The sequence below is a fragment of the Candidatus Poribacteria bacterium genome (assembly GCA_026706025.1).
Lineage (GTDB): Bacteria > Poribacteria > WGA-4E > WGA-4E > WGA-3G > WGA-3G.
In genome coordinates this window covers 22,927-48,962 of the sequence record JAPOZO010000056.1, presented here as the reverse complement: position 1 = coordinate 48,962, position 26,036 = coordinate 22,927, and the positions used below count along the sequence as shown (strand labels likewise).

Below are 26,036 nucleotides of genomic sequence, written 5' to 3'. Positions count from 1 at the left end.
TCACTCTCCAGACGGAGGCAGATATTGATGAGGAACGATCTCAACAATCTCATCTCCAGAGTTAGCCTTGAAAAAGGCGACAATATCATCAATCATCTCACTCCTGATTTGATGCCCGGTATTTTCATAGGTAACAAACTGTGCTGGAATCTCAAGTGCCTTGTATATTGATTGACTGACCTCCCATCGATCCGGCATCATCTTAGCCCCAATCAGCCTTTTGACTAACTTGGCATCTACTTCATCGTAACCATCTCGAAACGGAATCGTGTCATTGTCATCAAGAGCTCCCATATAGATGTACTGAGAAACCTGCTGATATGCTACTTCGTCAAAATCAATGCCAGTGATTGTTTTTATGTCAGCAATTCCGACTGGGTAACGCATTGTAGCATCGTTCCAGCGATCCGTTGGGAAGGTTGGAATAGCGTTGATTCCACCAGTTGCGACAGCGCGGACAACCGTTGGATGTAAAATCGCAAACCGATTGGTAAACGTTCCAGAAGCCGAAAACCCATTCATGAAAACCTTTTTATTCATTTTCACGTCGTTGTGCCGTAGCAGTCGTTGTGCATGATCTATCATTTTGATGAGTTGCCGGTCAATTCTCCTGAGTCCACCCTCTTTTAGCAGGAGTGTATCCCTATCCAAAGCATGTGTGTAGAGTTGCCATTGGTCCCCGCCGGGCCGCGGAAAAACAGGGACAAGCAATGGGATTTTCAGTTTTCTTGCGATGACAGTCGCATGAGATGCCTCTGTGAATGCTTTCACTTTCCTATCAAGTCTTTTAAAATTGTCGCCATACCCTGTATTGCACGGCTCTACCAGGAGATGGATCGGTTTGTTAGCATCTATCCGGTGTGGAATAAACAGATAATATGGAAAAGCAAAGCCATCTGTAAGGTCCGTTGAGACGCGGCAAAGCAGCTCACTTGAGAGATCAAGTTCTTCAATATTTGTTACAGGAACGGGTGTCATATCCACAAAAGTACGTGTAACTGGTTCTGGACCTTTGGTTGTGAAGAGAAGCGTGTGTTCATCTAACGGATTGCCTGTTATATCTTTGATATTTCCATCAACGCCCAATATGAGCCGGTAAATTTTTGAAGCCGCGAGGTGTTGTTTAAATGAAATAACGAGGGTTGTGTTGCCATCCTCCCACCGGATATCATCAACCGGGACCCCAGCAAACGTCACATCGATACCTCTCATTCTTTCACTGAAAGCAATTCGGATCTCCTTTAGATCCGTCGAAACTTTCTCAGATAAGTTGGGAATAGTCTTCTCCACTTTTGGAGGTGTTGTATCTTGCTGCCTTGAAACGGCACTTGAATTGACAACATAACACGTTTCGATGGCCGCTTTGTCCTGATAACTGCTTTGCCATTTGTAGCTCCATGTGTTGTCAATCTGCAAAGGGAGGTACTCCGTGGCGTTGGCTGGGACCTTGTATTCCAGCAATTCGGCTTCCGTTACAATGCCATTGGTATGTTCAAAGCGCATTTTTACGATTCCAACGCCCTTGGCGAACCACAAATAGCGCGTGCCATTTGCCAATGCACTCTCCAGTTCGGAGTCGGTTTCAACACCTGTGAAAACAGTTTTATGCCTAAGACACTCACGGAAGGTCCCTGCGGAAACTTCTACTTGCTCATAGTTTTCCAAACTTGTTTTCGCTCTTATGTACCATCGACCGAAGCGACCTACTTGCGTCCAAGTATTTCCTATACTTAAGGGGAACTCGAGAAGGACTATCCCCTTGTGGTTAACATAAGAGAACAGCATATACCGCGGCGATGGATCAACGCCACCACTTCTTCCACTCCCTCGACCACTAGTAGAATAAGTTGTGGATGTCAAAGCCTTATCGGTGTTCCTAAGATTGAAAGTTCCTTCTGCCAAATGCCCTCCACCTTCCGCTGTAGTATTGACAATCAAGGTAATATCGCGCTCGGGTTCATCGGCAACAGTTACTTCTTCTGTTTCAACTACCGGTGCAGCTGCAAATAGGACTGGATGATCGTCAGGTTGTTGTCCGGTACCTTCGTTTTTACTAAGCGCATCAGAACTTCCGAATTGTGTCCGAACATCCGGTTTGGATTCAAGGTTTAGCACAATTGGTGCCTCAATAAATTCAACCGTCATCTCAGATGCAGCATCAAAACTATACGGCTTTTGGAAGCGGGATAAGTATTGCGTACCGACACCCAACATCAAGAAGATAACTGCTAACGTAGAAACACCAACTGCCCGCGGAATTAACGGTTTGCTACCAGACGGTGTAGCGGGTTTTAGACGCGAAATCTCACGCATGATATTCTCTGTGAGATTTGGTGTGATTTGGAAGTTTTCTAAAGCCTCTCGTATCATGGGTTCCTCCCTCTTTAAACGTTGCTGCGCCCGGCGCAAACGACTCCGAACCGTATTTGCGGATATTCCTAAAAATTCTCCTATCTCTGCACTCGACATCTCGCCGAAGTAACGTAACGTTACAATTGTGCGTTCACTCTCCTGAAGCTTGGCAAGCAACGCTTTGACGACCTCGCGTTGTGCTTCTACCGCTGTCTGCTCATTTTCCGAAATAACATATCCCGAATAGGTTGCTTTTTCCAACGTTGTACTACTCGTATTTTCCAGCGACTCTGTCCGCAAACGTTTCTTACGCGACCATGCCTTGCAGTGGTTCGTCGCGATCACATAAAGCCAACTCAAAAAACGCTGTGGCTCCTTAAGCATCGCCAATTTCTGGTATGCTTTCAGGAAAGTGTCCTGCGTAATCTCTTCGGCGATGTGGAAATCGCCAATCTTCCGCCACGCCAGCGCGTGCACCGGCTTTTGGTATTTTCTCACAAGCACGGAGAACGCAGTATCATCACCAGCGAGAACGCGTTGAATGAGTTTAGCATCGTCGTTTTTCATCAGTTATCCCATGGGAAAGGAGCATGCATCATTCCGGATTAACACCAGTGACGCGACTTATGGGTCAAACTGGTGCAAAAAAATGAATTTCAGGATTATTGGACGTTTCTTTTCGAGGAGGACCATTAGTATTATATCACATACTAACAGTCTACGTATGTCCTAAGGTGGGAACATGGGAGTATTTAGTCGCAAGTTGTTAGTGGTTAGCAGTCATGGGAAGTGCCATTAATCATCAGCAAAGGAGGCATTAACGGATGGTGTCTATACCTAAGTTAAGGGCGCATACAGGAAAGAGGCGGGATTAGTTGAAGTTTAAGAAAATATTTCGGTAATTCTATATTTCCCCAGGCCCGGTAGGTTCGGTTTTGCGGTGTACTCACCCCGGGGAATGCCCATAAGGCATTCATACCGTTGATTCATGCGATCTGCATTCCTAACCGAACCGGACTTCCTAAAAATTACCGAATTAATATTTTAATCTTCATGAAACCCCGCCAGCGAAGAAGAATTTATGTATCTGTTTTCAATGCGGTTTGTGGGTTTTCACGTCTGCCCATGTTGTGGTGAGTAAGTGGGGTTTCGGTGATACCGGTAGCGTATACGCGGGATCAAACCAGTCGCCACCAAAATTCCGTGAAGTATGTGTCAGCTGGGTCCGAATCCCACTGTTTACATCAAGTTCAAAGATCTGGTTCTCAACATTCGTTCGTTGTGTATAAAGAACTTGTTCACCATTCGGGGATATCTCAGGTGCCCAAACTTCCTCACCGGCTTCATCAACGAGTTGTTGGAGACCAGTGCCATCGCGATTCACAATGAAGATGGTCTGTTTGTCCTTCCATGCGTTGTGCAGTGCTTTTGCATTGTCCAGATCCAGTTCCGGAATGACCGGTAACGGAGCGTTGTTTCCGACAAAGACGAGTTTATCGCCTGTTGCTGACCAGGATGGAGTTCGTTGCCAAGGTAATGCTTTCTTAGGTAAAAGTCGCGCGTACTTTTGTGTGCGGACGTTGGCTAATATAAGCCAGGTGCGCCCGGGTTCAGCCGCACCACAAGCGATTTCTCTGCCATCCGGCGACCATGCTGGATCCGAACCCAACACGAAATATTCGGCATCTTGTTTGCCTAAGGTAGCAATGTAAACACCGCTCGGTCCGTCCTTTCCGTTGAGGTACCAATAAGCAATCTGTTTACCATCGGGTGACCACGTTGGATCTTCTCTACGGGTCTCTGTTTTGGATTTAAAGACGCGTCGGACATTGGTGCCGTCTGAGTTCATGAAATATAAATCTCGCTTACCCCCGCGATCCGAGACAAAAAGAATCTGCTCGCCAGTAGGAGACCAGACGGCACCCAGATCATGTGCGTGATGTCGGGTTAGGTTCACCTTTTCGCTACCATCCGGATTCATGATATAGACTTCGTAGTTGCCATCTCGCGCGGAGGTAAATAGGATTTTCGGCGTTGTCGGGGCTTTTGCGAAAATCGGAGAAACGCTAACATTCAACACCAACAGGATCAATATAGCAAAGATCAACAACTGCATCATTTTCATAGGAGTTTCCCTACTGTTTTTTCACATCTCCCCATGTTGTCGTGAGCAACTCCGGTTGTGGTGAAACGGGCAACGCATACGCCGGATCAAACCAATCCCCGCCAAGATTTCTTCCCGCAACATGTGTCAACTGTGTCTGAATGCCGCTGTTCACATTGATTTTGAAGAGTTGGAAGTGCCCATCAACCTCTTGTGTATAAAGGACCTCATCTCCATTCGGCGATGACGCGGGATACTGCGCGTAGGCACCGGCTTCATCGACGAGTTGTTGGAGATCGGTGCCGTCGCGATTCACAATGTAGATGGTCTCCTTGTTTCTCCATACAGGCGGGAAACGATCTTTCAACGGATCGAAATCTGGTGGCAACGGATGCTTATTCCAAGAAAAGACGAGTTTGTCACGTGTTGCTAACCAAGACGGAAAGTTTTGCCAATCCATTGCTTCCTTGGGTAGCAGGCGTGTCAGTTTTCGTGTGCGGACATCAACAAACGTAACCCGGCGGGCATGTCCAATAGGGACATAGGTGATATAAACGATTTCCGTTCCGTCGGGCGACCATGCCGGAAAAAAGCCTCTCACAACAAGTTCCTCTTTCTGGTCCCCTAAGGTCGCAGTGTAAATAAAAGACGGGCTGCCCAACCCTTCGGCGTATGTATAAGCAATCTGTTTACCATCGGGCGACCACGCCGGTTCGTCTCTATAAGCGTCCTTTTTGAAGACGCGTCGGACATTGTCTCCATCTGGATCCATCAAATATAAATCTCGGATGCCATCACGGTCAGAAACAAAAAGAATCTGCTCACCTGTAGGTGACCAGACGGCATCAACATCCGCGTCTCGATGTTCTGTTAGGTTCACCTGTTCAGAACCGTCTGGGTTCATCATGTAAATCTCCCGATTGCCATCCCGTGAGGATGTAAACAAGATTTTAGGGGTCGCCGGTGCTTTGGCAAAGAGCGGAGAAGCACAAACATTTAGCACTAACAGAATCAATATGACAAAAATTAACAACTGTATCCTTTTCATAGCAGTTCCTTTTATTGTTTTTTCACATCTCCCCACGTAATCGTGAGCAAATGTGGCTGCGGTGAAACGGGCAACGCATACGCCGGATCAAACCAATCCCCACCAAAATTTCGTGAAATGTGCGTCAGCTGCGTCCGAACACCGCTGTTTATATCAAGCTTGAAGATCTGATTCTCAACATTAGTTTGCTGTGTATAAAGAACTTGTTCACCATTTGGCGATATCGCAGGTACCCCAGCCTCTTTACCGGCTTCATCAACGAGTTGTTGGAGACCGGTGCCATCGCGATTCACAATGAAGATGGTCTGTTTGTCCGTCCATGCGTTGTGCAAAGCCCTTGCTTCGTCTATACCCTTTCCCGCGATGACCGGTAAGGGATCTTTGTGGCCAACAAAGACGAGTTTATCGCCTGTTGCCGACCAGGATGGAAAGCGTTGCCAAGGTAATGCTTTCTTGGGTAGCAGTCGTGTGTACTTTCGTGTGCGGACATCGGCTAATATGAGCCAGGCACCTCCGGGATCAGCTGCACCACAAGCGATTTCTCTGCCATCCGGCGACCATGCCGGTGCCGAACCCAACACGAAATATTCCGCATCTTGTTTACCTAAGGTAGCGATGTAAACACCGCTCGGCCCGTCCTTTCCTCTGCGGTACCAGTAGGCAATCCGTTTACCATCGGGTGCCCACGCCGGATCTTCTCTACCGGTCTCTGTTTTGGATTTGAAGACGCGTCGGACATTCGTGCCGTTCAAATTCATCAGATAGAGATCTCGTTTACCCCCGCGATCCGAGACAAAAAGAATCTGTTCGCCTGTTGGGGACCACACAGCATCCTGATCATGTGCGTGATGTCGGGTTAGGTTTACCTTTTCACTACCATCCGGGTTCATGATATAGACTTCATAGTTGCCATCGCGTGCGGAGGTAAACAGTATTTTGGGGGTTGTCGGTGCTTTGGCAAAAAGCGGAAAAGCACAAACATTTAGCACTAACAGAATCAATATGGCAAAAACTAACAACTGTATCGTTTTCATACAAGTTCCTCTACTGTTTTTTGACATCTCCCCATGTCGTTGTTAGCAAGTGCGGTTGCGGAGAAACGGAAAGGAATCCCTCCGGCACCCACTCAATAGAAGGACCGGCCAGCAAGCCTTTTGTCGCTTTAATTGATTTCTCGCGCTCTCCGTTTGCTGTTGTATCTATAATACGGATGACTCCCTTAGCGTAAATCTGATCTACAGGAACTCCGAACCCGACTGGCCTTGTCCCCAAAAAATAGGCAATCCATTTCCCACTCGGTGACCACACAGGTTGAGAGATGATTGTTCCTAAAGCCGACCAGGTGAGTTGGCGCAATTTTTTGCCATTCACGTTAGTGCTGAAAATATTGATTCCGCCTTCAGCATCCCACGCGGTAAAAGCGATCTGTTTACCATCAGGCGACCATGTGCAGCCGCGGGGCGGCACATTCTCTGCGATCTTCTTTGTCTTTCTACCCTCAGCATCCATCACAAAAAGACCGTAAATGAGTTTATCCGGTGCTAACGCATAAGCGATCCATTGGCTGTCTGGCGACCAAGCGGGTCTGCCGCAGTCCCCTCGATTCGTCAATTTCTTCACATTTTCTCCATTGACATCCATTCTGTAGATGCTCATCCACCCCGTACGATCCGAAACGAATGCGATCCATTTCCCGTTGGGGGACCATGCGGGCCATATATCTCTTCTACCATGGAAAGTCAACTGACGGTGTGTATTCGTTTTTATATCCATCACATGAATATCAGGACTTCCAGTTCGGCGCGACCCGTAGGCAAACGAACGTCCATCAGGAGCCCAGGTCAGGTTCCCTGGTTTTCCCGGTGCTGTTATCACTTTTTTGAGTATCTTTCCTTGCGTGTTCATGAGAATGATAGGACACGTTCCATCTTCTCTGGAAATAAAAGAGATGACCTCATCGGAAACCACCTGTCCACTGCTGACGAACAGATTGATACTTAGCAATAACACTACATAAGTTCGGGTACGTTTCATCTTAACAAATTCCTCTTATAATTCAGTATCTACTTGGCGGCATTTTCCGCTTGCTTGAGTCTGCCCCAGAGTGTCGTCTGTTTCTCTACACTTGGCGATACGGAGAGAAACTGTTTTGGTCCCCAACATGTTTCGCCGAGAACGTATTGCGCGTATGTAATTCCTCAAGATTAGTCCTGTTAGTACCTATTCACTGATTGATGCCTTGTGAAATTTCTCATCAAGTGGGATGTGAAATAACCCACGACGTGAGGCAACAACATAAAGTCTGTCGTTATTGATGGCGAGAGAGATAATTTTACCCGGAACATTTGGAGAAACCTGTTCCCACTTGCCACGGCTCCCTAAATGATAGGCACCCGCATTACCAGCACCATAAACCGTGGTACCATCTACAGCGAACATGTCTATAACGGGACTCTGCCCCATTCCATCGGTCAGCACGCGCCAGTGTTCCCCGTTCTGTGAAGCCAAAACACCCGTATCTGTTGCAACATGAACCGTTGATCCCGCAAAAACTATCTCCTTGAAATACGTAAAACGAAGCGGAAGGATTAACGTGATATCTCTCCAACTGTTTCCACCGTCAAATGATTGAAACAACTTACCATCTCGCTTCCCGACGTAGACGGTTTCTCCAGATGCGGCTAACTTGAACCCATAGCCTCGCTGACCCCAAGGGGATTTTTGCGTAAGGTCTATTAATCCAGTATCCGTCCATTCCGGGTCGCCGGGTTTCCACTTGAAAAGCCGCCGGAGGTACTCGACATAGAATGTCTCACCACTGACTGCAAATCCGCCGACCCTTGCAAAGGTAGTCATATTGCGCAATGTTTTCGTCAACTGAGGGTTCTCTTCGAGGTCATCAGGCAAATGGAACTGTTCTGCCGCTGCAAGCGTTTTCCACGACTCGGTGGAAAGCATTTCTTCATCAAAAGCAGGTGTTTTTTCTCTTGGAACGAGGGTATCACCCTCCGCAGATAGACCGAAAATCCGAAAATTTTTCACTTCAGATGCGATGCCATAAAGCTTACCATCTTTAACCGTTAACTTTGAACCATAAGACAACATGAAGTAATCGTCAGTATCAACGGGAATCCTTTTCCACGATTCGCCACCATCGGTTGACTGAACGATGTCTCTGCCGGTATACGCACAGAGTCCGTTGTTGAATGCTACCAAACTCCGAATCCCCGTTCCTATGACACCCGCCATAAATAGATGCCATGAGTCGCCAGCATCCGTTGTGCGATAAACACCGTCTCCGCCAATTGAATAAAAAACCCTTTCATCCGCCGCGACTATTCGTCGGAAATCAAGTGGAGACGGAACAGGGGCAGTGTCCAATTGCGTCCAAGTCCGCCCCGCGTCTGTTGACCGGAATTGTTCAACACCTTGTACGAGGAGCGTCTCACCCGCAACCAAAAGCTTTATACCGGTTAGGACTGTAAAAAAGAGCGGTTTATCCTTAGGCGTTATCTCAGTCCATGATTCCCCCAAGTCTGCTGAGCGAAAAATTCCGCCCTGCACCGAGTTCACATCCACTATTACACCTAATTCCGCTAATTCCGATTTCGTCGATCTCGCCCACATAGACAGATCCGGTCCCATGCCAACATAAAGATTATTCTCAAAGGCTGCTAAGGCATGAATAGCATTGACAGATTCTATCGGCACCTGTTCCCAAATACCTGAGCTGAAACGATAGAAACCGCTGTCTGTGTTAGTAGGAGTCTTGTCTTCAAAGTTCTCAAGAGATTGGGTAGTTTTGGCGGCATCCACCGATAATTCCTGCCAAACACCCGCGTTGAGGCGGTAGAGTCCTTCATCTGTTCCAACAAATACCCTGTTTTCAATCGCAGCAATGCTGTAAATGCGTCTGTTTGTTAATCCTTCACTAAGTAAATTCCACTCGGTGCCGGCATCCGTAGATTGGAAAACGCCTTTATCTCGGAGAGCGAGATACATTGTAATAGGTGTTGGCGAACGGGTGGATTCGGGGGCATCGGTTATTACCAATCCAACAGCACGTCCGCTGGGTCGCGAGCAAAAGACGTGCCACGTCTCGCCATCGTCATTTGAAGCAAAGATTTCATCAATGGAAGCGATATAGAGGGTGTCCCTATATGCTGCCATTGATATGTAGCCCCTATTAATTGATGGATTTGCATTGATGCGCCCCCACGTCGTTTCTCCCGTTGGTAATCTGTAAATACCTGTCTGTGTAGAGGCGTGGAGCGTTCCTTCGGGGGTCGTAAAGATGCCATAGGCGGGTCCCTTTTGAGGTCCAGATACCTGCATCCACTGCGAGGTAGAAAACTTTGCAGCATCCACTCCGACGGTAGCTGCCAGCGGCGTTTCAGAGGTCTGTAAACCATGACTGTTGCTTTTTCCGGGGAACGCAGCTTGTCCAATCTGATTTCGGACATCCGGTTTTGAATCGATATCAAGCGTAACAAGTGTATCAATAATTTCGATAGTCGGTTCAGATTGTGCCTCGAAGCTATACGGTTTCTGAAAGCGCGCAAGGTATTGGTTGCTTGTGCCAAGCAGCACGACGATCAAGACCACGGCTGCACTAAAAGCCGCCCACGGTAGCAACGGTTTGCTAATTGGTGGAGATGTCGTTTCTATCTCTGCGACTTCTCGCATGATATTCTCGCTGAGACGTGCCGAGACCTGTACACCGCCGAGCACCTCCTGAACCAAGCGTTCTTCGTCACGCTGTAGACGTTTTCTTGCCCGCTGGAGCCGACTCGTAATCGTGTGCACCGAGACTCCCAAGAATTTGCCAATCTCCTTGGTCGTCATTTCACTGAGATAGTAAAGTGTCATAACCGTGCGTTCACTATCAGGGAGTTTTTCGAGAAGTTTTTGGACGAGTTCGCGGCGATACTCGGTTGCGTTTATATCCTGATGTTCGGACACATAACGCGTATAAGAGGATTCTTCTATCTCGTTCACAGGTATGGTCTCTAACGATTGTGGGACAGGTTTTTGCTCTCGTAGCCACTTGATGCTGAGTCGATTTGCAATGACATACAGCCATCCGGCGAATAGATTCGGATTCTTGAGCGTCGAAAGTTTTTTATATGCCTGTAGGAAGGTATCTTGTGTAATCTCTTCAGCGTAATGAAAATCACCGATTTTTCGCCAGACGAGCGCGTGGACACTCTTTTGGTACTTTTCGACCAAAGTGTTAAATGCGGTGGTGTCGCCAGACAAGATATCGTCGATTAACTGAGCATCGTTTTCTTGTTTCATGCGGCTATCCTAACGAATGGATTTAATAGCGTTGGTATGCGTTAAAACGTTTAACTGAACAACTCATACAGTATTATATTATAAAAGACGCGATTTTGGGAAGAAAAACGTGCATTGTGCCAAAAAAAATCATGTGCTTACAGAAACGCGTTGTTTTTCCTTGTGGATTGGAATGGCTAACTATCTATGTTGCTTGAGTTTGCCCCAAAGCGTTGTCATTTTTTCTGCGCTTGGTGAAACAGAGAAGAATGGCTCTGGCACCCACGCGGGCGATATATTTGTTGATAGATGTGTTGTGAGTCGAATGGATTCCGCGCGTTCCTCACCTGCAGCATCAACGACATAGAGAAAAGTCTTGTGCTGGACTTCTAAATTATCCGAAACATAAGCGATCCACTTCCCATCTGGAGACCATGCCGGGGCGTACTTCATGAATACACGTCCCCCAGGAACGCGCCCGCCAAGCGTCACACGACGGAGTTTCCCACTCTCTACATCTATAATCGCAATTTTTGGTCCTATCCCAAGTTCCCAAGTGGAAAAGGCAATCTTCTTACTATCAGGAGACCATGCCGCACTGCGTCCCTTCTCCACAGCCGTTGCCAGCCGTCTCGGCTTTCTCCCATCAGCAGATACAATATAGAGGTAAACACGTTTGTGAGGTGGGTCAGGTTGGAGTGTATTGTACGCGATCCATTGTCCATCGGGAGACCAAGCGGGCCCCCAATCGCTCCCACCCTTGGTCAAGTGGCTAAGTTTTTCGCCGTTTATACCCATCTTGTAGATCCGATACTCGCCCCTTCGATCAGAAATAAAAGCGATTTCCGTCCCGTCTGGTGACCATGTCGGGGTCGTGTCATTGGCGGGGAGATCCGTGAGTTGCCAACGTTGTTGGGTGCGCATATCCATGACATAAATATTATAAAAGGCAGCATTTTCATTCGAGGCATAAGCCAAGTAGCGTCCATTCGGAGACCATCTCGCGTGAATCTCATCTGCGGGACCGTCAAGGAGTGCTTGAAGATTACCGCCGTGTCTATCTATCATATAAATATCGTAGTTACCGTTCCTGTTAGTAGAGAAAGAGATATACTCGGAACCTATATCTTGTGCGATAACATCTATTGTCAGTAGGACATGACTCAATAACATCAGCATTACGAATACTGAATACGGACGTTTATTTTCCATTTTAACGATTCCCCTCCAATTTATTATCTTAATGCAGTTCGGATTTAAATTCTATTCCTTTTACCGAGTTATTCAGTTTAAAGAAATTATTGCATTTCACGCCTATTTTTGATACCTGTCGTACATTAAAGACGCGATTTTTTAAGCAGAAACGTGCATAACGGTGAAAAAAAGATGTAAAACTTGAACTTTAGTCAAAATGGAATAAGATTAGTGTTGTATAGATGGGGTTACACTGAGGCGTAGATATCGGGGTTGGTTTTCTAAAAAGATAAGCGTTATCTTGGGGCGGAGTCTACAGAGATTGTTGCGAGAAAGGAGTTAACTTTTCCTTTTCCACTGAATGCATTACCGGTGGCACCTAACTTAAAACGTCCGCCTTTGTCAAAACGGTGCGTGAGCCTCCCCGATTTACCGGGGACGATCCCCGATGCTGCGGTCAGTATAACTTTGGGCATCCCGTCTGTAGCGAGTTCGGTGTCGCTGTCAAACAGGATGAAAGCCCCCGCAGCCTCTGCGCTCCCCATCCAGAGTTCAACAGTGAGGACACCGCCCTCTTTAAACGCTGTCGTATCAATCTCAACAACGGTGTAATCTTGATATTCAGCGTCTGGTGTCCGGAAGACACTCAAAACATCTCGCGAAGGCTCCGCATCGTTGAGTGTAACGATCTGTGTCTGTGCGGTGAGAAATCTTGGCATATATTCGGATTGACTCATGCTTGGGGTAAACCCACTGCCTCTATTAGGTATAGTAGACTTACCGATTTGGGTGCGCACATCCGGTTTCGATGCCAGATTCAGAACAATCGGCGTATCAATGAGTTCTACTGTCATCTCCGATGTGGCATCAAAGTTGTAAGGCTGCTGGAAACGCGTTAGATACGCATTGCTGACACCAAGTGCCAACACCACGAGGGCAAGGGTTGAAGCGGCGATTGCCCACGGAATGAACGGTTTACCACCGGCGGGGACCACGGGTTCAATGCGTGAGATTTCTTGCATGATATTCTCGGTGAGATTCGCCCTGATTTGGAAACCCTCCAGTGCCTCTCGGATCATCGGTTCGGCTTTTTTGAGACGGAGCCGGGCGCGACGGAGCCGACTTTTAATGGTACTCGCCGACACACCTAAAAACCGGCTAATCTCTTCAACCGTCATTTCTCCGAAGTAGTGGAGTGTAACAACGGTACGTTCACTTTCCCGCAGCCGTGCAAGCAATTTATGGGCGATACTGCGCTGTGCTTCTGTCGCAGCCTTTGCCTGCTCTTCGGCAATGTATTGAGAATACGTCATCTTTTCTATCAGCGCGGGGTCGGTTTCCTCCAACGATTGCGTCTGCATCCGTTTCTTTCTAAGCCAGGCGTGGCACTGGCGTGAAGCGATTCTATACAGCCATCCCTCAAACCGATGTGGATCCTTCAGGGTCTCCAGTTTTTTATGGACTTGCAGGAAGGTGTCCTGTGTAACCTCTTCAGCGATGTGGAAATCCCCTATCTTCCGCCATGCAAGCGCGTGGACAGACTTTTGGTATTTTTTTACCAAATTAGCGAAAGCACTTTGGTCGCCTGCAAGGCTTTGTTGGATGAGTTCGACATCATTGTTTGCCATAGATCACCTATAGATAGCAAGCAGTGGTCTTGCTTACCGATCAATTTTCGTTGCTCTTTTCTGGTGTAGGTTTCACAGAAAATTCAGCGAGGAACCCGTTGATTTTGCCTTTCTCACTGAGCCAACTGCCCGTAGCCCCTAACCGAAAAACGTTGCCTTGCTGAAAAGGATACTCGATTGTGCCTTTTGTGCCGGGAGGAACATCCCACGCCGAGGTAAGCGCACCATCAGGTGCCCCTTCTGTCGGAAGCTGAGTATTACCATCATAAAGATCAAACGAACCAGGAGATTCAGCATCACCGACCGAGATGGTAATAGTCAGCACACCTCCATCTTTAAACGCAGTTGTATCAATTTCAACGACGGTATAGTCTTGATAACCCTGTCCGGGTGTCCGGAAAATGCTGAGAACTTCTTGCTCAGGATGCTCACGGGTAAGCACAACGCTCAAACCGTCATTAACAATCGCACCGGACTCGACAGCCGTTCCAAGGAACGTATTCCAATCCATTGATGGCGGTTCCCGGGCAGGTTCAGGCAATCCGGGACGTTTCTCATCTAAGGATTCTTGGAGAAATAAAAGGTAACCTTTTGGTCCGTTGTAGGGAGAAATCCGTTCATTGACAGGGAGTCTGCCCATCACATCAAGATCCGTTGAGATCACTAAAGAATCTGCGGGGGAACGTAACTTCCATCCCTTCATGATTGCCTGTGCTAATGGATGGGTTTGGTCAAACGGTTTGAAGCCTTGCTGGATTCTCGCTGCAATAAAGGCGCGCTTATTGCGGGTACGTCCTAATTCGACATTTGATACCCAAGTATTGATGAAATTTTCGTTCAAGAATTTGATAATACGGTCATCGGAGAGGACACCTGCCCTCAGGCTTTTGCCGCTCCCTCAGCACGACTCGTCAACTAATGGACCATCTATGGAGATCGCATGAATCGGTTTCTGCTGCGCTTCTGCCTGCACCAGTACCTGCTCTGGCGGCACCCAATTAATTCGCTCCGATCTATAGAACTTATGTATCAGTGCGCGTTCGGCTTCCTCTTGGGTGATAGTTTCTGTGAATTTGATGCTCTTCAGCAACTCCTGATTTCCAGCGCGGAGTTCTATTTTCGAGCAAAAACCGGTAGTCGTATGAAAATGGGAGTCGTTTTTATCTTGTTTCCAGTTAACATCGAAATTTATTACGCCTTCAGGAACATACATCTCAAAGAAAGCGACTTTCTCTTTGTTCCGGTCAATGACAAGATGTCCTGTGAACTGCGACGGTGTAAACCACCCATCTTCGAGTTTGAACTCCGCATGGATCCGAAACACAATGTCGGCGTATTGATCGTTGTAAGCGCGCAGGCACGCCCACAAACCGAACGAATCCCCGGCATTGATATGGAGAAAGAAATTAGGATTCGGATGCAGTTGCTTAAACAAGTTTACGATACCTATCATATCTGGTACCCAGAGGTCACCCACCGAAACCGGTTTGTTCGGAAGAAACGCTTGGAAAACCGATGCGGGATGCCGTTTTTCAGGTTCAGCAACTCGCAGATTTGCCAACGCATCCCATTCCACATGGAAATTGGAGCCGGTGTTCTCAATCGGGGCGATGAAACCTGTCACTGAGACTTCTGAAGTATCTGTAAGGTTAAGCGTTATTTTCTTGTTCGCTGCCGAGTGGTTGTCGGCGTTGAGTTGTCCACCCATCACTATTAGAATGAAAAGGGCAACGGTTAGGGCTTTCATTTTCAAAATCTCCTTATGGTTAGCACAAGTTGAAAAAATTGTAGGTATTCACGTGATATTACCGAATGAAATAGTGTGTATGAGAAACTCCATAGATCTGTTATCTTGTACATCTGCGTAGATTATAACATAGACGCTAATCAGCTGAGACGATTTTGTCCAGATTCCAGATGAAAACGGTGCCATCTGAACCTCCACTGACAAGAGCTTTCGCTTTGGCGAGTGCTATTCCCACAAGTGCTTTGTCTTCTAAGAATATCACAGCCCCGATTTCACCTGTGTGTCCTGAGAATGTCTGGATGGATTGCCCAGTTGTAAGATCCCACAACCGAACCGTTTTATCTGAACTCCCACTGGCAAGAAGTTTCGCATCTACTGAAAAGTCTATAGCAGTTATACCGCCTGTATGCCCTGTAAGCGTATGAAGCGGTTTGTTGGTGTCTGCTTTATTCCACAACTCAATTGTCTTGTCCGCGCTTCCAGTGGCGAGGGTTTTTCCATCCGCATAAAGGGTTAGGACGCTAACCGGATCTGCATGTCCACTTACAACACGCCAATGATTACCGCCTCTGAACTCAATAATGCAATCACTCATACTATCTAACGCTCTTGCCTTTGCCACGGGTGCCCCCTTGTATGAACATGCGATTGCTATGAACACAACATTCGTATTTGAAGAAACTCGAGAACTCCAGCGCCCACCATCACGCGCATACCAAGACCGAATTGTGTTGTTTTCGCTACTTGCACTCCAAAACCTTTTACCATCAACAGAGAACGCAACCGTATTCACAGGTGCTGTGTGTTCTTCGCGGGTATTTCTGAGTTTCCCGGTGTCGGCATGCCACAACCGTACCGTCTTGTCCAAACCGCCACTGACGAGACGTTTGCCGTTCGGAGAAAAGGCGACGGCTAACACCGAATCGGTATGTTCGGTAAATACCATCTGTTTTTCATAGGTGCTCGCATCGTAGATATAGATGCTGTTCGCAGCGGCTACAGCGATCCGATTTGTGGATCGAGAATATGCGATGGCGTTTACAGGTCCCTCACCGACATCAATTCGAGCAATTGCACCCATCGGTAAGTCTCCTGCCCATCCGTTTGCGAGAAATACAGCGACGGTCAAAATAGGAATAAAACTTACTAATTTCGTCATTTTCATATTTTTAGTTTCCGTCGTTTTTTACGAACGCAGGTTCTACAGAGATTTTCGCGAGAAATCCGTTGATTTTGCCTTTCTCACTGGCATTGCCGATAGCCCCTAACTTAAAGACTTGACCGCGATCAAAACGGTATTTGATAATTTCCTTTTGATTCGTTGGAATATCCCTTGCAGAAGCGAGGGCATTGTCTGGCATGAGTTTTGTAGTATCTCCAGCAAATAGATCAAATGAACCGGACACTTCGGCTTCCCCGACCCAGACATCAATCGCAAGCACGCCGCCATCTTTAAACGGTGTCGCGTCAATCTCAACGACAGTGTAATTGTGGTAATTGTGAGCGTCGGTATCAGATGCCCGAAAAACGCTAAGGATTTCTTTCTCGGCGTGTTCATCGGTGAGTACAACACTCAAACCGTCATCTTTAATAGCACCCGATTCAACAGCGGTTTCAAGGAGCGTATTCCAATGTGTTGAGGTATCCTCACGAAACCCGGGGAACTTCCCCTCCAAGGCATCTTGAAGAAATAAGAGATACCCTTTTGCACCGTTGTAAGGTGGCGTTCGTTCATTGACCGGCAGTCTACCCATCAGTTCAAGTTTCGGCGAGATCACCAAAGAATCTGCGGGTGAATGTTTCTTCCAGCCTTTCATGATTGCCTGTGCTAATGGGAGCGTCTTGTCAATAAGGTTGAACCCTTGCTGTTGTCTATAGGCTATGCGTTCTGGTTTCTTAGACGTGCGATCTAATTCCGTATTTAATACCCAAGCGTTAATAAAGTTTTCGTTCATGAATTCGATGTTTTTGTCGTCGGAGAGGACACCTGCCCTCAGGCTTTTGCCGCTCCCTCAGCACGACTCATCGGCTAACGGTCCATCTATGGAGATCACATGAATCGGTTTCTGCTGTGCTTGCGCTATCTCCAACACCTGATCGAGTGGCACCCAATTGATTTGTTCGGACTTGTAGAAACGCAATATCAGTGCGCGTTCCGCGGCTGCTTGCGTAATAGATGCTGTGAATTCAACGTTTTCGAGAAGATCTTGCATTCCAGCACGGAGTTCCATTTTCGAGCAAAAACCGGTGCTTGTGACCATAGAGCCTTTATCTCGCTTCCAGTTAACATCAAAGTTTATTACGCCTTTAGGAACATACATCTCAAAGAAAGCGACTTTCTCTTTGTTCCGGTCAATGACAAGATGTCCTGTGAACTGTGACGGTGTAAACCACCCGTCTTTGAGTTTAAATTCTGCATGGATCCGAAACACGATGTCGGCGTATTGATCGTTGTAAGCACGCAGGCATGCCCATAAACCGAAGGAATCGCCGGAATTGATATGGAGAAAGAAATTAGGATTCGGATGCAGTTGCCTGAGCAAGGTAACGACTCTTATCATATCTGGTACCCAGAGGTCACCCACCGAAACCGGTTTGTTCGGAAGAAAAGCTTGGAAAACCGATGCCGGATGTTGTTTTTCGGGTTCAGCAACTCGCAGATTTACCAACGCGTCCCACTGCTTAAAGTTATCAGACAAACTCTCTCCAACCGGGGCGATAAACCCTTTCACTAATATTTCTGATGTATCGTCAAGGTTAAGTGTGATTTTGTTGTTCGCTGCCGAGGGGTTGTCGGCGTTGAGTTGTCCACTTATTACGATTAGAACGAGTAGCGCAACGCTTAAGGTTCTCATTTTCCATCTCCTTGTCGTTTGTACAAGTTATAGTAAAGTCCACAATTAATTGGACCCCCCGCTTGCAAGCGGGAATTTTGTGTTGCTAAAGTGTCCACATATCTTCGAGCTTTACTATAATTGATTTCGTTATGCCGTAGATTCTTCTAAATGTTCAGGTTGAGGGTTGCGAAACTTTCCGAGTCGCCACTCCCTATAGACAAGGAAGCCACCGATCAAACATAAACATCCGTATAGCAAGGATTCTACCAAGGCAACTCCCATTAGGAACTCTGCAGCATTCATATTCCACACGCCGTCGCTGGCTGCCTCACGCGCTATCCATTGTTCCATATAGAAATCAATACCTTGTTCAAAAATCGAATTAAAGATTCCACCGGTAAGAAGTATCGCGCTAATAAGAATCAATCCCTTTGATCTCGTTCGTAAACATATAAACACCAGCAATACTGCAAGACCCAAGTATACCATAAAATTTAGAATGTAAAGAACGTTACTAAGCATTGTCAAAATCTCCTCTATAGTTGTTAGTGTTCATGCAAGAGTAGCTAACAAAATCATTTTTATCAGAAATGTCATAACTCTGTTATTTCGGATGTCTGTGCATGTAGATTATAACATAGACGCTAATCCGTTGAGACGATTTTATTCAGGTCCCAAATAAAAACAGTGCCATCTGAACTTCCAGTGGCAAGTGTTTTGGCTTCAGCAAATCCGATGCCGGCAAGTGTTTTATCTCCTAAGAACGTCACCGCACCGATTTCGCCTGTATGTCCAGTAAGCGTCCGAAGATGCTGTCCGGTGACAACATCCCATAATCGGACCGTCTTATCAAAACTCCCACTTGCAAGGCGTTTACCATTTACTGAGAAGTCCATGGCTGTAATACCCTCGGTATGCCCTGCAAGGATATGAAGCGATTTCTTGGGGTCTGCCATATTCCATAGTTGGATCGTTTTGTCCATACTTCCAGTCGCGAGGGTCTTCTGATCTGCATAGAGGGTTAGTACATTCACTGAATCCGTATGCCCAGATATGATACCTGGATTGTTAACTCCAGAAAGGAAAGCAATACTCGTCCCAAGGTTATCACCACTTTCCAACAAAAACTTAACCAAATCTTTGTGAGCTGATGCCTTATCCAAGGCTCTCGCTGCGGTTTCGCCTCCGGATGGAAATGCTGTTGCAGTGAAAACATCCGCAGGCATGAAACCACCTTTGCTCGCTTTTCCACCGTCAGCCGAAAACCAAGATCGAATTGCCGGGTCTGTGTTGCCACCACTCCAAAACTTTTCACCATTGGCAGAAAAAGCGACAGCATTGATAGGTCCCGTATGTTCCTCGCGGGTCCGCAAAAGTTTACCGGTGTCTGCCTCCCATAAACGCACCGTCTCGTCTGAACCGCCACTCACGAGGCGTTTACCATTTGGGGAGAAGGTAACTGCTAATACCGAATCCGTATGTCCAACAAACACCATCAGTTCCTTATAGGTATTCGCATCATAGATACGGATGTTTTCTGCCGCTGCCACTGCAAGTCGATTTGCGACTCGAGAATATGCGATAGCGTTAACAGATTGCTGTCCAGTATCAATTTGGGCGATAGCACCTACGGGTAAGCCCCCAGCAAACCCATTTGCGAGAAATACAGCAACGGTCAAACTGAGAATAAAACTTATTAATTTCGTCATTTTCATATCCATTTAATTTCCCTCGTTTTTTTCGGACACAGGTTCCACAGAGATCTTTGCGAGAAATCCGTTGATTTTCCCGTTCCCTTTCGCGCTGGCGATAGCCCCTAACTTAAAGATACCACCCCGATCCAAAGGATACTTGATAACTTCTCTCTGATTCGTTGGAATATCCTTTATAGAGGCAAGCGCGTTGTCAGACACGAGTTCTGTCGTGTTACCAACAAACAGGTCAAATGAACCGGCAACCTCAGCATCTCCCACCCAGATATCAATAGTGAGTAAGCCACCATCTTTAAACGCAGTTGTATCAATCTCAACAACAGTGTAATCGGGCTTCCGAAAAACGCTGAGGATCTCCTGCTTAGGATGCTCATTGGTGAGCACAACCTTCAAACCGTCAGCTACAATCGCGCCGGATTCGACAGCATTTTCAAGGAGTGTATCCCAATCTGTTGGTTTCAGTTCCGAGGATTCCTCACCTAAACCGGGGAGTTTTTTATCCAAGGATTCTTGGAGAAATAAAAGATACCCCTCTGCGCCGTTATATGGCGAAATACGTTCATTGACTGGAAGCCTACCCATCAATTCAAATTTTGGTGAGATTACCAAAGAGTCCGCAGGTGAGTGTTGTTTCCACCCTTTCATGATTGCTTGTGCCAAAGCATGCGTCGTGTCAAACGTCTTAGATTCTCGCTCGCGTCTCTTGGCAATCGGATCCTGTAAGCTCGGGACGCGCCCTAATTCAGAATTCGGTATCCATATGTTAATGAAATTCTCATTCAAGAATGCTATAAGTCGGTCATCGGAGAGGACACCTGCCCTCAGGCTTTTGCCGCTCCCTCAGCACGACTCGTCTGCAAGCGGTCCATCTATTGAAAGGGCGTGAACCGGTTTTTGTTGTGTTGGTGCCATCTTCAACGCCTCTTCAAGGGACACCCAGTTAATCTGCTGTGATTTGTAGAAACGCAATATCAGGGCGCGTTCCGCGGCTTCTTGGGTAATAGATTCCGTGAACATGTTGTTTTGCAAAACATCTTGCCTTCCGGCACGGAGTTCTATTTGCGGGCAAAAACCGATGTCAGTAATGCGCCCGCCAAATCTTTTCCAGTTGACATCAAAATTCAAGACCCCTTCAGGAACGTACATCTCGAAAAACACAATTTCCTTTTTGATTCGGTCAACAACAAGATGTCCAGTAAACTGTGACGGTGTAAACCAACCGTTCTCTAAAACGAATTCCGCATGGATGCGAAATACAATGTCAGCGTATTGATCGTTGTAAGCACGCAGGCACGCCCACAAACCGTAAGAATCCCCTGTATTGATGTGCATATTCAGACTTGGATTGGGGTGAAGTTGCTTCAGCAATTCCAACGCTCCTTTTTCCTCGATTTGCCAGAGAGCACCGACCGAAACTGCTTGGTCTGGCAGAAAAGCGTGAAAAACCGATGTCGGATACCGCTTTTCAGGTTCAGCAACCCGTAGGTTTGCCAACTCGTCCCACTCTACATGGTAGTTATATTGTGTGTATTCAATCGGTGCAATAAAGCCTTTTACTAATACCTCTGATGTGCCATCAAGGTTAAGTGTTATTTTGTTATTAGCTGCCGAGTGGTTGTCGGCATTCAGTTGTCCACCTATCATCATTAGAATAATAAGAGCAATGGTTAAGGTTTTCATTTTCAGTCTCCTTAAATGTCGTTCGCGTAGATCCTAATCTTGATATATAGTGACGCGGGCAACAGACAAAACGGTTGCCTAATTTTGTTGGTTTCAGTTTCAGAACACACCATAAGTGTCAATTTAGAAAAAATAACCGTCTTGATCCCCAGGTCCGGTAGGTTCGGTTTTGCGGCGTACTCGCCCAAATGCGATCTGCATTCCCAACCGAACCGGATCCTCCGCGGAACCCTTGATAACTTCAAAACCCTCTTCAGTCCCGTAGGGACGATATGTTTATAGCAGCTGCCCAAAAAGACCTAAGCCCCAGAGGGGCGGCATTTGTAGAGATGCTACTACGAAATAACGAGAAATATCCCTAAATTGACACCTATAGTTTCAGTTTCAGAACACACCTACTTGTTTTTGGTCAGAGCATCCTTTAGAAATGTCAGGTATGTATCGTCAATGACCTCATTCGGTTTTATTAGATCCTCATAAGGTAAATGACTTATCAACTCCAATTGGGGCGATAGTACAAAACTGTTGACAGAACCATCTACGCCCCGCGCGACGGCCGCGTCAAACGTTGTGGAAATCGTGCTTGCGAATCTACTTATGGACTCATCCTTCGTTTCGTTCTGAAGTTCACGCAGATCCCGAATCAGAAGGAATACGTTGACGTAGTGCTTATTGAGCAATTTTACGATTTTTGAATCGGAGAGGACAACTGCCCTCAAAGTTTTACCGCTCGCTCAGCACGATTCGTCGTCAAACACACCCCATGTGAGAACCACATGAATAGGGCGATTCTCCACTTGCGCTTGTGCAACAGCCTCCTTAACGGGGTGCCTCTCAATTTCGGCAGATTTGTAGAAGGCAGCCTTTAATGCCGACTGCGCCACCGCCTCTGTAATAGCAGTCTCCCAGACAATATCACTCTCATCATGCGCGTTTTGTGCGATGAGTTCCATGCGCGGCACGTAAACCATATCCGCACCGCCGAAGGCGTTGAGGTCAACATTGGTATTACGCGGTGGGAGATGAAGCCAAAAATCGCGAATAGTGCCGTTGCTCCGATTAAGTATCAACCGTCCAGTGAATTGTGCGGGTGTAAAATAGGCGCGCGCCTCTTCATCGAGTTGGAATTCAGCATGGATTCTGAAAACAATTTCGGCATAAGTCGGTGAAAGTGCGCGAAGACATGCGAAGGCACCCTCTGACTCCAGACCTACCTTTATCAGAGTTATATGCCGACCAAATATCTCTATGGCACCTTCTCCGCCCGGATTTATGTGCATCTCAGCGGTTGCCCCTGGGTGGAATTGGCGGAGAAACAGAAGGACATCGTTCATATCCAGTTCCCACACGTGTCCAACAGGAGCGGATCCTTTAGGAAAAAAAGCTTTGAAAGCGTCTACGTCATATTCTCGACTGACGTGCGCCGGTACGAGATTCTTAAACAGCGCGACATGCTTCGGTGAATGATCGGGCAAACCGAGCGAAGCATCTGCAATTGGATCCCAATATGCCTGCACCCGCATGGTTTCCTGGGTATCCAATGTTTTTCGCAGATTTATTTTATTTTTGGCACAACTTTGAAGGCTTATGCATAAACCGATAATTGAAGCCACCAAAACTGTAGAAATCAACCAATTTCTTCTCATCTTTTATCTCCTTACAATTAACGTACCTAACGATTGATTCTTTAGGGGATTCTGTTCGCGTTCACGTAGATCTGCGTTTCAATTATAAAGACGCGGGAGATGGACAAAACGGTTGCCTAATTTTGTTAGTTGTCAGTGAAATAGTAATTAGTAATCAGCTGCCAATAGTCGAGATTCTCATCCTTGTCCTCCAGCAATCCATCGAAACAGGAGGAGAAAGATGACGAACTGCTTAGACTTTTTGATCTGGGGACCCTCTTGCCGGGAGTTGTTTATCTGCCATCCGAATCAGCAGATTTGACTTCATACCTCTTTAATTTAAGGATTTTGATGGTGGTTGAATCCTTAGGTTCAAGGATCGGAATAACTTTCAGAAGGATATCCTCCGTTTTCTGGTGAAACTTGACGATTCCGACGTTAGGAGTTACCCACAGCGTCGTAACGGTTTCGCCGGGCGGATTTTCGTCTTGCGGGGGGACTGTTGTTACACCTGTTTCTGTTCGGTATTCAATCTTCAAACAGTCTTCAAAAGTGCCCGCGGGGGTCTCAACTTTTTCCGTCCCTAAGACCTTGCCTGTTTCAACAATAGTGAACTCAACTATGATTTCTTCAGGGTCTTGTGGTGGAAAAGTGGCCATCGTGATTTTGGCTTTTATCTGCGTTGCCTCCCATTTTTCGTTGAAGGCGACAGACGCTGGAAGTGCATAGAACGGGTCCTGTACTTCCGCCTTGATCTGATAGAAAATATTAATATCGGGGCTCATTTGCTTTCCTATTTTGATGAAAGTTTCCATCTCTTTGGTAAAGCGTGCCTTGACTGCTTTCTGTGCCTCCTCTCCGATCAAGAACGTAACCCTCTCTTCGCCAACCTGGTACAAATTCGGGTAGATATGATAATCATAATCTGCCCACTCCTCCAAAGCAGGTTCATAGTTGAAGGCATGATACGTCTCCCCTTCAATTGTTTTTTCTGATACGGCACGGCGTGTTAATTCATTTCCATCCTGATCTTCGTAAACCCAGTAGCTCCCTGGCGCGTGTAAGAAATAGGCATCTTTCCCTTCCTGTGCCGACAGCGTTACACTAAAGCCCAAAATGAGTAATAGGCTAAAAACGACACGAAATCTTTTCAACATGATAGGTTCCTCTCCATTAGTAAAAGTGGTTTGTGATAACTATCCTCAATGAAAGGTTTCGCTATCTCTATATTCTTGATAAGTTGTTGATGATTCGGGGTGTTTCCCTTTCCACACGTTCAGCTTGCGTTATACAGCTGAACGTATGAAGATAAGAAATGCCCCTGAAAGAAACACTCCGAGCAGTAAAATGAGTAGCAGCAGATCCAAGGTCGCAGTGTTAAATGTATCGCTGAAGGCGATCTGATCCTCAAATTTTGGAATCGCCTCACTCGAGAACGGCTTCTGAGACATACCCTCACGGATACCGATAAGATGACGACTTTGTGGGTCTGCACTATCGGTTTCGACGATGAATTGTCGAAATTGTCTTGTGTAATCATGTACGTGTTCTAAATATTGCAAATGCCGGTTAAAGCCAGTACCTGCCATTGATTCAAGGGCGTATTGGACAATCGCTGCCGGTGAAAACCGGGTTACAACTCTTGCCCGCTGTACCTGCGCGATTTGTGCGTCTAAATACTCGCGGTTAAAGCGTTCTCGAACCTCTACATCTCTGTTGACGAGTTCCGCCTTGAGTGCCAATTCTTCCTCACCCTCCGTTTCCCACGCCGCTCTATACTTTTCTGCTTCGGCTCTGGCAGCTTCAGGTGACGTTTCAAAAAGTTTCTGAAGTTCACTTAAGTTTGGAAGGTTAGGGGTCTTTTTTTCTTTGATTGCGTTCAATCGGTCATTATAGTCTGCGTTAATCTGGTCAAGGATTGCTTCTCTTGAAGCACGAAATTGATCAATCGTTTGGACAGGTGGCATCCACTTTGTGGAGAGGGTGCCGAGGGTAGATGGCATAAAAACCACAGCCGCCACCCAAATCAATAAGAGCACAACAAGGCTCATCCGAGGCTCGCGCGTACCAGCGGAAACCATCAGCCCCAACCCGACAAAGATACCCGCATAGCTGGAAGCAATCAACAGGATCAACCCTAAACGTCCCCAGTCGGCTGCGCTCAGTTGTGTCCAACTATCGATCGAAATCACCGCCAGATTCAGCAACACTGCCAAAACAAACGGAATGAGGACGGTTATTAACGTCCCTAAAAATTTACCGATTAACAGAACGGGGCGCGAAATCGGATTCGCAAGACACAATCGCAAGGTCCCTTGTTCTCGCTCCCCAGAAAGCGCATCAAAAGTAAATAGGAGCGGAATGAAGGAAAGCAAATAGGTGATAATAAATACCCAATCTATCTTCGTTGCCTGCGGACGCAGATCTTTTGCGTCTGGGTTCACAGTGCCGTAACTCAACCACCAGTTGCTTTTTAACTTGCCACCTGCACTGCTTTTCGACCAAGACCCCTCGTTGAATATATGTCCCGGCAGATAAGCATTACCGCCGTCGGCGATGAAGGCAAGTGGGGAAGGGCGTTTGTAGAGGTTACCGGGCCCCTTTTCTGCCAGAGAATACAACTCTGTCCGAGATTCCAACTTGTTAAAGGATTTGGTAACGTTCTCAGAATAATTACGGATTTTTTTCGGGTGCGTCCGAAGATGCACCACAGCGTTGGTAATCATTAAGGCGGAAAGCATTACAACCGTTAAAATAAAGCGCAGGCTATTGATGTGGTCAAAGAGTTCACGTTTGATGATATGCCAAATCATTTTTTATGTTCCTTTACCT

At 46.7% G+C, this 26,036-nt stretch carries 21 protein-coding genes; all 21 read right to left on the bottom strand.

Annotated elements, in window-relative coordinates; all coding sequences use genetic code 11:
- The 21 genes from OXH00_12885 to OXH00_12785 all read right to left on the bottom strand — a co-directional run bounded on the left by OXH00_12885 (position 1) and on the right by OXH00_12785 (position 26,017).
- Complete coding sequence (locus OXH00_12885) at positions 1–2,919, bottom strand: sigma-70 family RNA polymerase sigma factor (protein ID MCY3741910.1); 2,919 nt, start codon at positions 2,917–2,919, stop codon at positions 1–3.
- Positions 2,920–3,445: 526 nt separating this feature from the next.
- Positions 3,446–4,477 carry a hypothetical protein gene (locus OXH00_12880; GenBank protein MCY3741909.1) on the bottom strand — a complete coding sequence of 344 codons (1,032 nt, stop codon included), beginning with the start codon at positions 4,475–4,477 and terminating at the stop codon, positions 3,446–3,448.
- A 10-nt stretch (positions 4,478–4,487) separates the two neighbouring features.
- Complete coding sequence (locus OXH00_12875) at positions 4,488–5,504, bottom strand: hypothetical protein (GenBank protein MCY3741908.1); 1,017 nt, start codon at positions 5,502–5,504, stop codon at positions 4,488–4,490.
- Between the two features lie 11 nt (positions 5,505–5,515).
- Positions 5,516–6,538 (bottom strand): hypothetical protein, encoded by a 1,023-nt coding sequence (locus OXH00_12870; protein ID MCY3741907.1) that lies wholly within the window; start codon positions 6,536–6,538, stop codon positions 5,516–5,518.
- 10 nt (positions 6,539–6,548) lie between these two features.
- On the bottom strand, positions 6,549–7,538 hold the full coding sequence (locus OXH00_12865) for a hypothetical protein (protein MCY3741906.1): 990 nt from the start codon (positions 7,536–7,538) through the stop codon (positions 6,549–6,551).
- Between the two features lie 186 nt (positions 7,539–7,724).
- Positions 7,725–10,802, bottom strand: a complete 3,078-nt coding sequence (locus OXH00_12860) for a sigma-70 family RNA polymerase sigma factor (GenBank protein ID MCY3741905.1) — start codon at positions 10,800–10,802, stop codon at positions 7,725–7,727.
- Between the two features lie 180 nt (positions 10,803–10,982).
- A complete protein-coding gene (locus tag OXH00_12855; protein MCY3741904.1) occupies positions 10,983–11,993 on the bottom strand; it encodes a hypothetical protein in 1,011 nt (336 codons plus the stop codon).
- Between the two features lie 278 nt (positions 11,994–12,271).
- Complete coding sequence (locus tag OXH00_12850) at positions 12,272–13,603, bottom strand: RNA polymerase sigma factor (protein MCY3741903.1); 1,332 nt, start codon at positions 13,601–13,603, stop codon at positions 12,272–12,274.
- A 40-nt stretch (positions 13,604–13,643) separates the two neighbouring features.
- Positions 13,644–14,444, bottom strand: a complete 801-nt coding sequence (locus OXH00_12845) for a hypothetical protein (protein ID MCY3741902.1) — start codon at positions 14,442–14,444, stop codon at positions 13,644–13,646.
- A gap of 57 nt (positions 14,445–14,501) precedes the next feature.
- Positions 14,502–15,350, bottom strand: a complete 849-nt coding sequence (locus tag OXH00_12840; protein ID MCY3741901.1) for a hypothetical protein — start codon at positions 15,348–15,350, stop codon at positions 14,502–14,504.
- 136 nt (positions 15,351–15,486) lie between these two features.
- Positions 15,487–16,515, bottom strand: a complete 1,029-nt coding sequence (locus OXH00_12835; protein ID MCY3741900.1) for a WD40 repeat domain-containing protein — start codon at positions 16,513–16,515, stop codon at positions 15,487–15,489.
- A 4-nt stretch (positions 16,516–16,519) separates the two neighbouring features.
- Positions 16,520–17,305, bottom strand: a complete 786-nt coding sequence (locus OXH00_12830; GenBank protein MCY3741899.1) for a hypothetical protein — start codon at positions 17,303–17,305, stop codon at positions 16,520–16,522.
- Between the two features lie 57 nt (positions 17,306–17,362).
- A complete protein-coding gene (locus tag OXH00_12825; protein MCY3741898.1) occupies positions 17,363–18,205 on the bottom strand; it encodes a hypothetical protein in 843 nt (280 codons plus the stop codon).
- A gap of 129 nt (positions 18,206–18,334) precedes the next feature.
- On the bottom strand, positions 18,335–18,613 hold the full coding sequence (locus OXH00_12820) for a hypothetical protein (GenBank protein ID MCY3741897.1): 279 nt from the start codon (positions 18,611–18,613) through the stop codon (positions 18,335–18,337).
- Positions 18,614–18,831: 218 nt separating this feature from the next.
- A complete protein-coding gene (locus OXH00_12815) occupies positions 18,832–19,896 on the bottom strand; it encodes a WD40 repeat domain-containing protein (protein ID MCY3741896.1) in 1,065 nt (354 codons plus the stop codon).
- 12 nt (positions 19,897–19,908) lie between these two features.
- The gene (locus tag OXH00_12810; GenBank protein ID MCY3741895.1) at positions 19,909–20,682 is read right to left on the bottom strand and encodes a hypothetical protein; all 774 of its coding nucleotides are present in this window, start codon (positions 20,680–20,682) and stop codon (positions 19,909–19,911) included.
- A gap of 57 nt (positions 20,683–20,739) precedes the next feature.
- Positions 20,740–21,579, bottom strand: coding sequence for a hypothetical protein (locus OXH00_12805; protein ID MCY3741894.1), 840 nt, complete (start codon positions 21,577–21,579; stop codon positions 20,740–20,742).
- 395 nt (positions 21,580–21,974) lie between these two features.
- Positions 21,975–22,298, bottom strand: a complete 324-nt coding sequence (locus OXH00_12800) for a hypothetical protein (GenBank protein MCY3741893.1) — start codon at positions 22,296–22,298, stop codon at positions 21,975–21,977.
- 15 nt (positions 22,299–22,313) lie between these two features.
- On the bottom strand, positions 22,314–23,225 hold the full coding sequence (locus OXH00_12795; protein ID MCY3741892.1) for a hypothetical protein: 912 nt from the start codon (positions 23,223–23,225) through the stop codon (positions 22,314–22,316).
- A gap of 272 nt (positions 23,226–23,497) precedes the next feature.
- Entirely contained in the window at positions 23,498–24,361 is an 864-nt protein-coding gene (locus tag OXH00_12790) for a hypothetical protein (GenBank protein MCY3741891.1), read from the bottom strand.
- Positions 24,362–24,490: 129 nt separating this feature from the next.
- Positions 24,491–26,017 (bottom strand): ABC transporter permease subunit, encoded by a 1,527-nt coding sequence (locus OXH00_12785; GenBank protein MCY3741890.1) that lies wholly within the window; start codon positions 26,015–26,017, stop codon positions 24,491–24,493.
- Positions 26,018–26,036 lie beyond the last annotated feature (19 nt).

What these genes read in the sequence shown, in the direction of transcription:
- OXH00_12835 (MCY3741900.1), bottom strand. Translation starts at nt 16,515, where the DNA reads ATGAAAATGACGAAATTAGTAAGTTTTATTCCTATTTTGACCGTCGCT.
- OXH00_12865 (MCY3741906.1), bottom strand. Translation starts at nt 7,538, where the DNA reads ATGAAACGTACCCGAACTTATGTAGTGTTATTGCTAAGTATCAATCTG.
- OXH00_12830 (MCY3741899.1), bottom strand. Translation starts at nt 17,305, where the DNA reads ATGAACGAAAACTTTATTAACGCTTGGGTATTAAATACGGAATTAGAT.
- OXH00_12860 (MCY3741905.1), bottom strand. Translation starts at nt 10,802, where the DNA reads ATGAAACAAGAAAACGATGCTCAGTTAATCGACGATATCTTGTCTGGC.
- OXH00_12855 (MCY3741904.1), bottom strand. Translation starts at nt 11,993, where the DNA reads ATGGAAAATAAACGTCCGTATTCAGTATTCGTAATGCTGATGTTATTG.
- OXH00_12840 (MCY3741901.1), bottom strand. Translation starts at nt 15,350, where the DNA reads ATGAAAGCCCTAACCGTTGCCCTTTTCATTCTAATAGTGATGGGTGGA.
- OXH00_12850 (MCY3741903.1), bottom strand. Translation starts at nt 13,603, where the DNA reads ATGGCAAACAATGATGTCGAACTCATCCAACAAAGCCTTGCAGGCGAC.
- OXH00_12880 (MCY3741909.1), bottom strand. Translation starts at nt 4,477, where the DNA reads ATGAAAATGATGCAGTTGTTGATCTTTGCTATATTGATCCTGTTGGTG.
- OXH00_12875 (MCY3741908.1), bottom strand. Translation starts at nt 5,504, where the DNA reads ATGAAAAGGATACAGTTGTTAATTTTTGTCATATTGATTCTGTTAGTG.
- OXH00_12790 (MCY3741891.1), bottom strand. Translation starts at nt 24,361, where the DNA reads ATGTTGAAAAGATTTCGTGTCGTTTTTAGCCTATTACTCATTTTGGGC.
- OXH00_12885 (MCY3741910.1), bottom strand. Translation starts at nt 2,919, where the DNA reads ATGAAAAACGACGATGCTAAACTCATTCAACGCGTTCTCGCTGGTGAT.
- OXH00_12815 (MCY3741896.1), bottom strand. Translation starts at nt 19,896, where the DNA reads ATGACGAAATTAATAAGTTTTATTCTCAGTTTGACCGTTGCTGTATTT.
- OXH00_12785 (MCY3741890.1), bottom strand. Translation starts at nt 26,017, where the DNA reads ATGATTTGGCATATCATCAAACGTGAACTCTTTGACCACATCAATAGC.
- OXH00_12870 (MCY3741907.1), bottom strand. Translation starts at nt 6,538, where the DNA reads ATGAAAACGATACAGTTGTTAGTTTTTGCCATATTGATTCTGTTAGTG.
- OXH00_12825 (MCY3741898.1), bottom strand. Translation starts at nt 18,205, where the DNA reads ATGAGAACCTTAAGCGTTGCGCTACTCGTTCTAATCGTAATAAGTGGA.
- OXH00_12795 (MCY3741892.1), bottom strand. Translation starts at nt 23,225, where the DNA reads ATGAGAAGAAATTGGTTGATTTCTACAGTTTTGGTGGCTTCAATTATC.
- OXH00_12805 (MCY3741894.1), bottom strand. Translation starts at nt 21,579, where the DNA reads ATGAAAACCTTAACCATTGCTCTTATTATTCTAATGATGATAGGTGGA.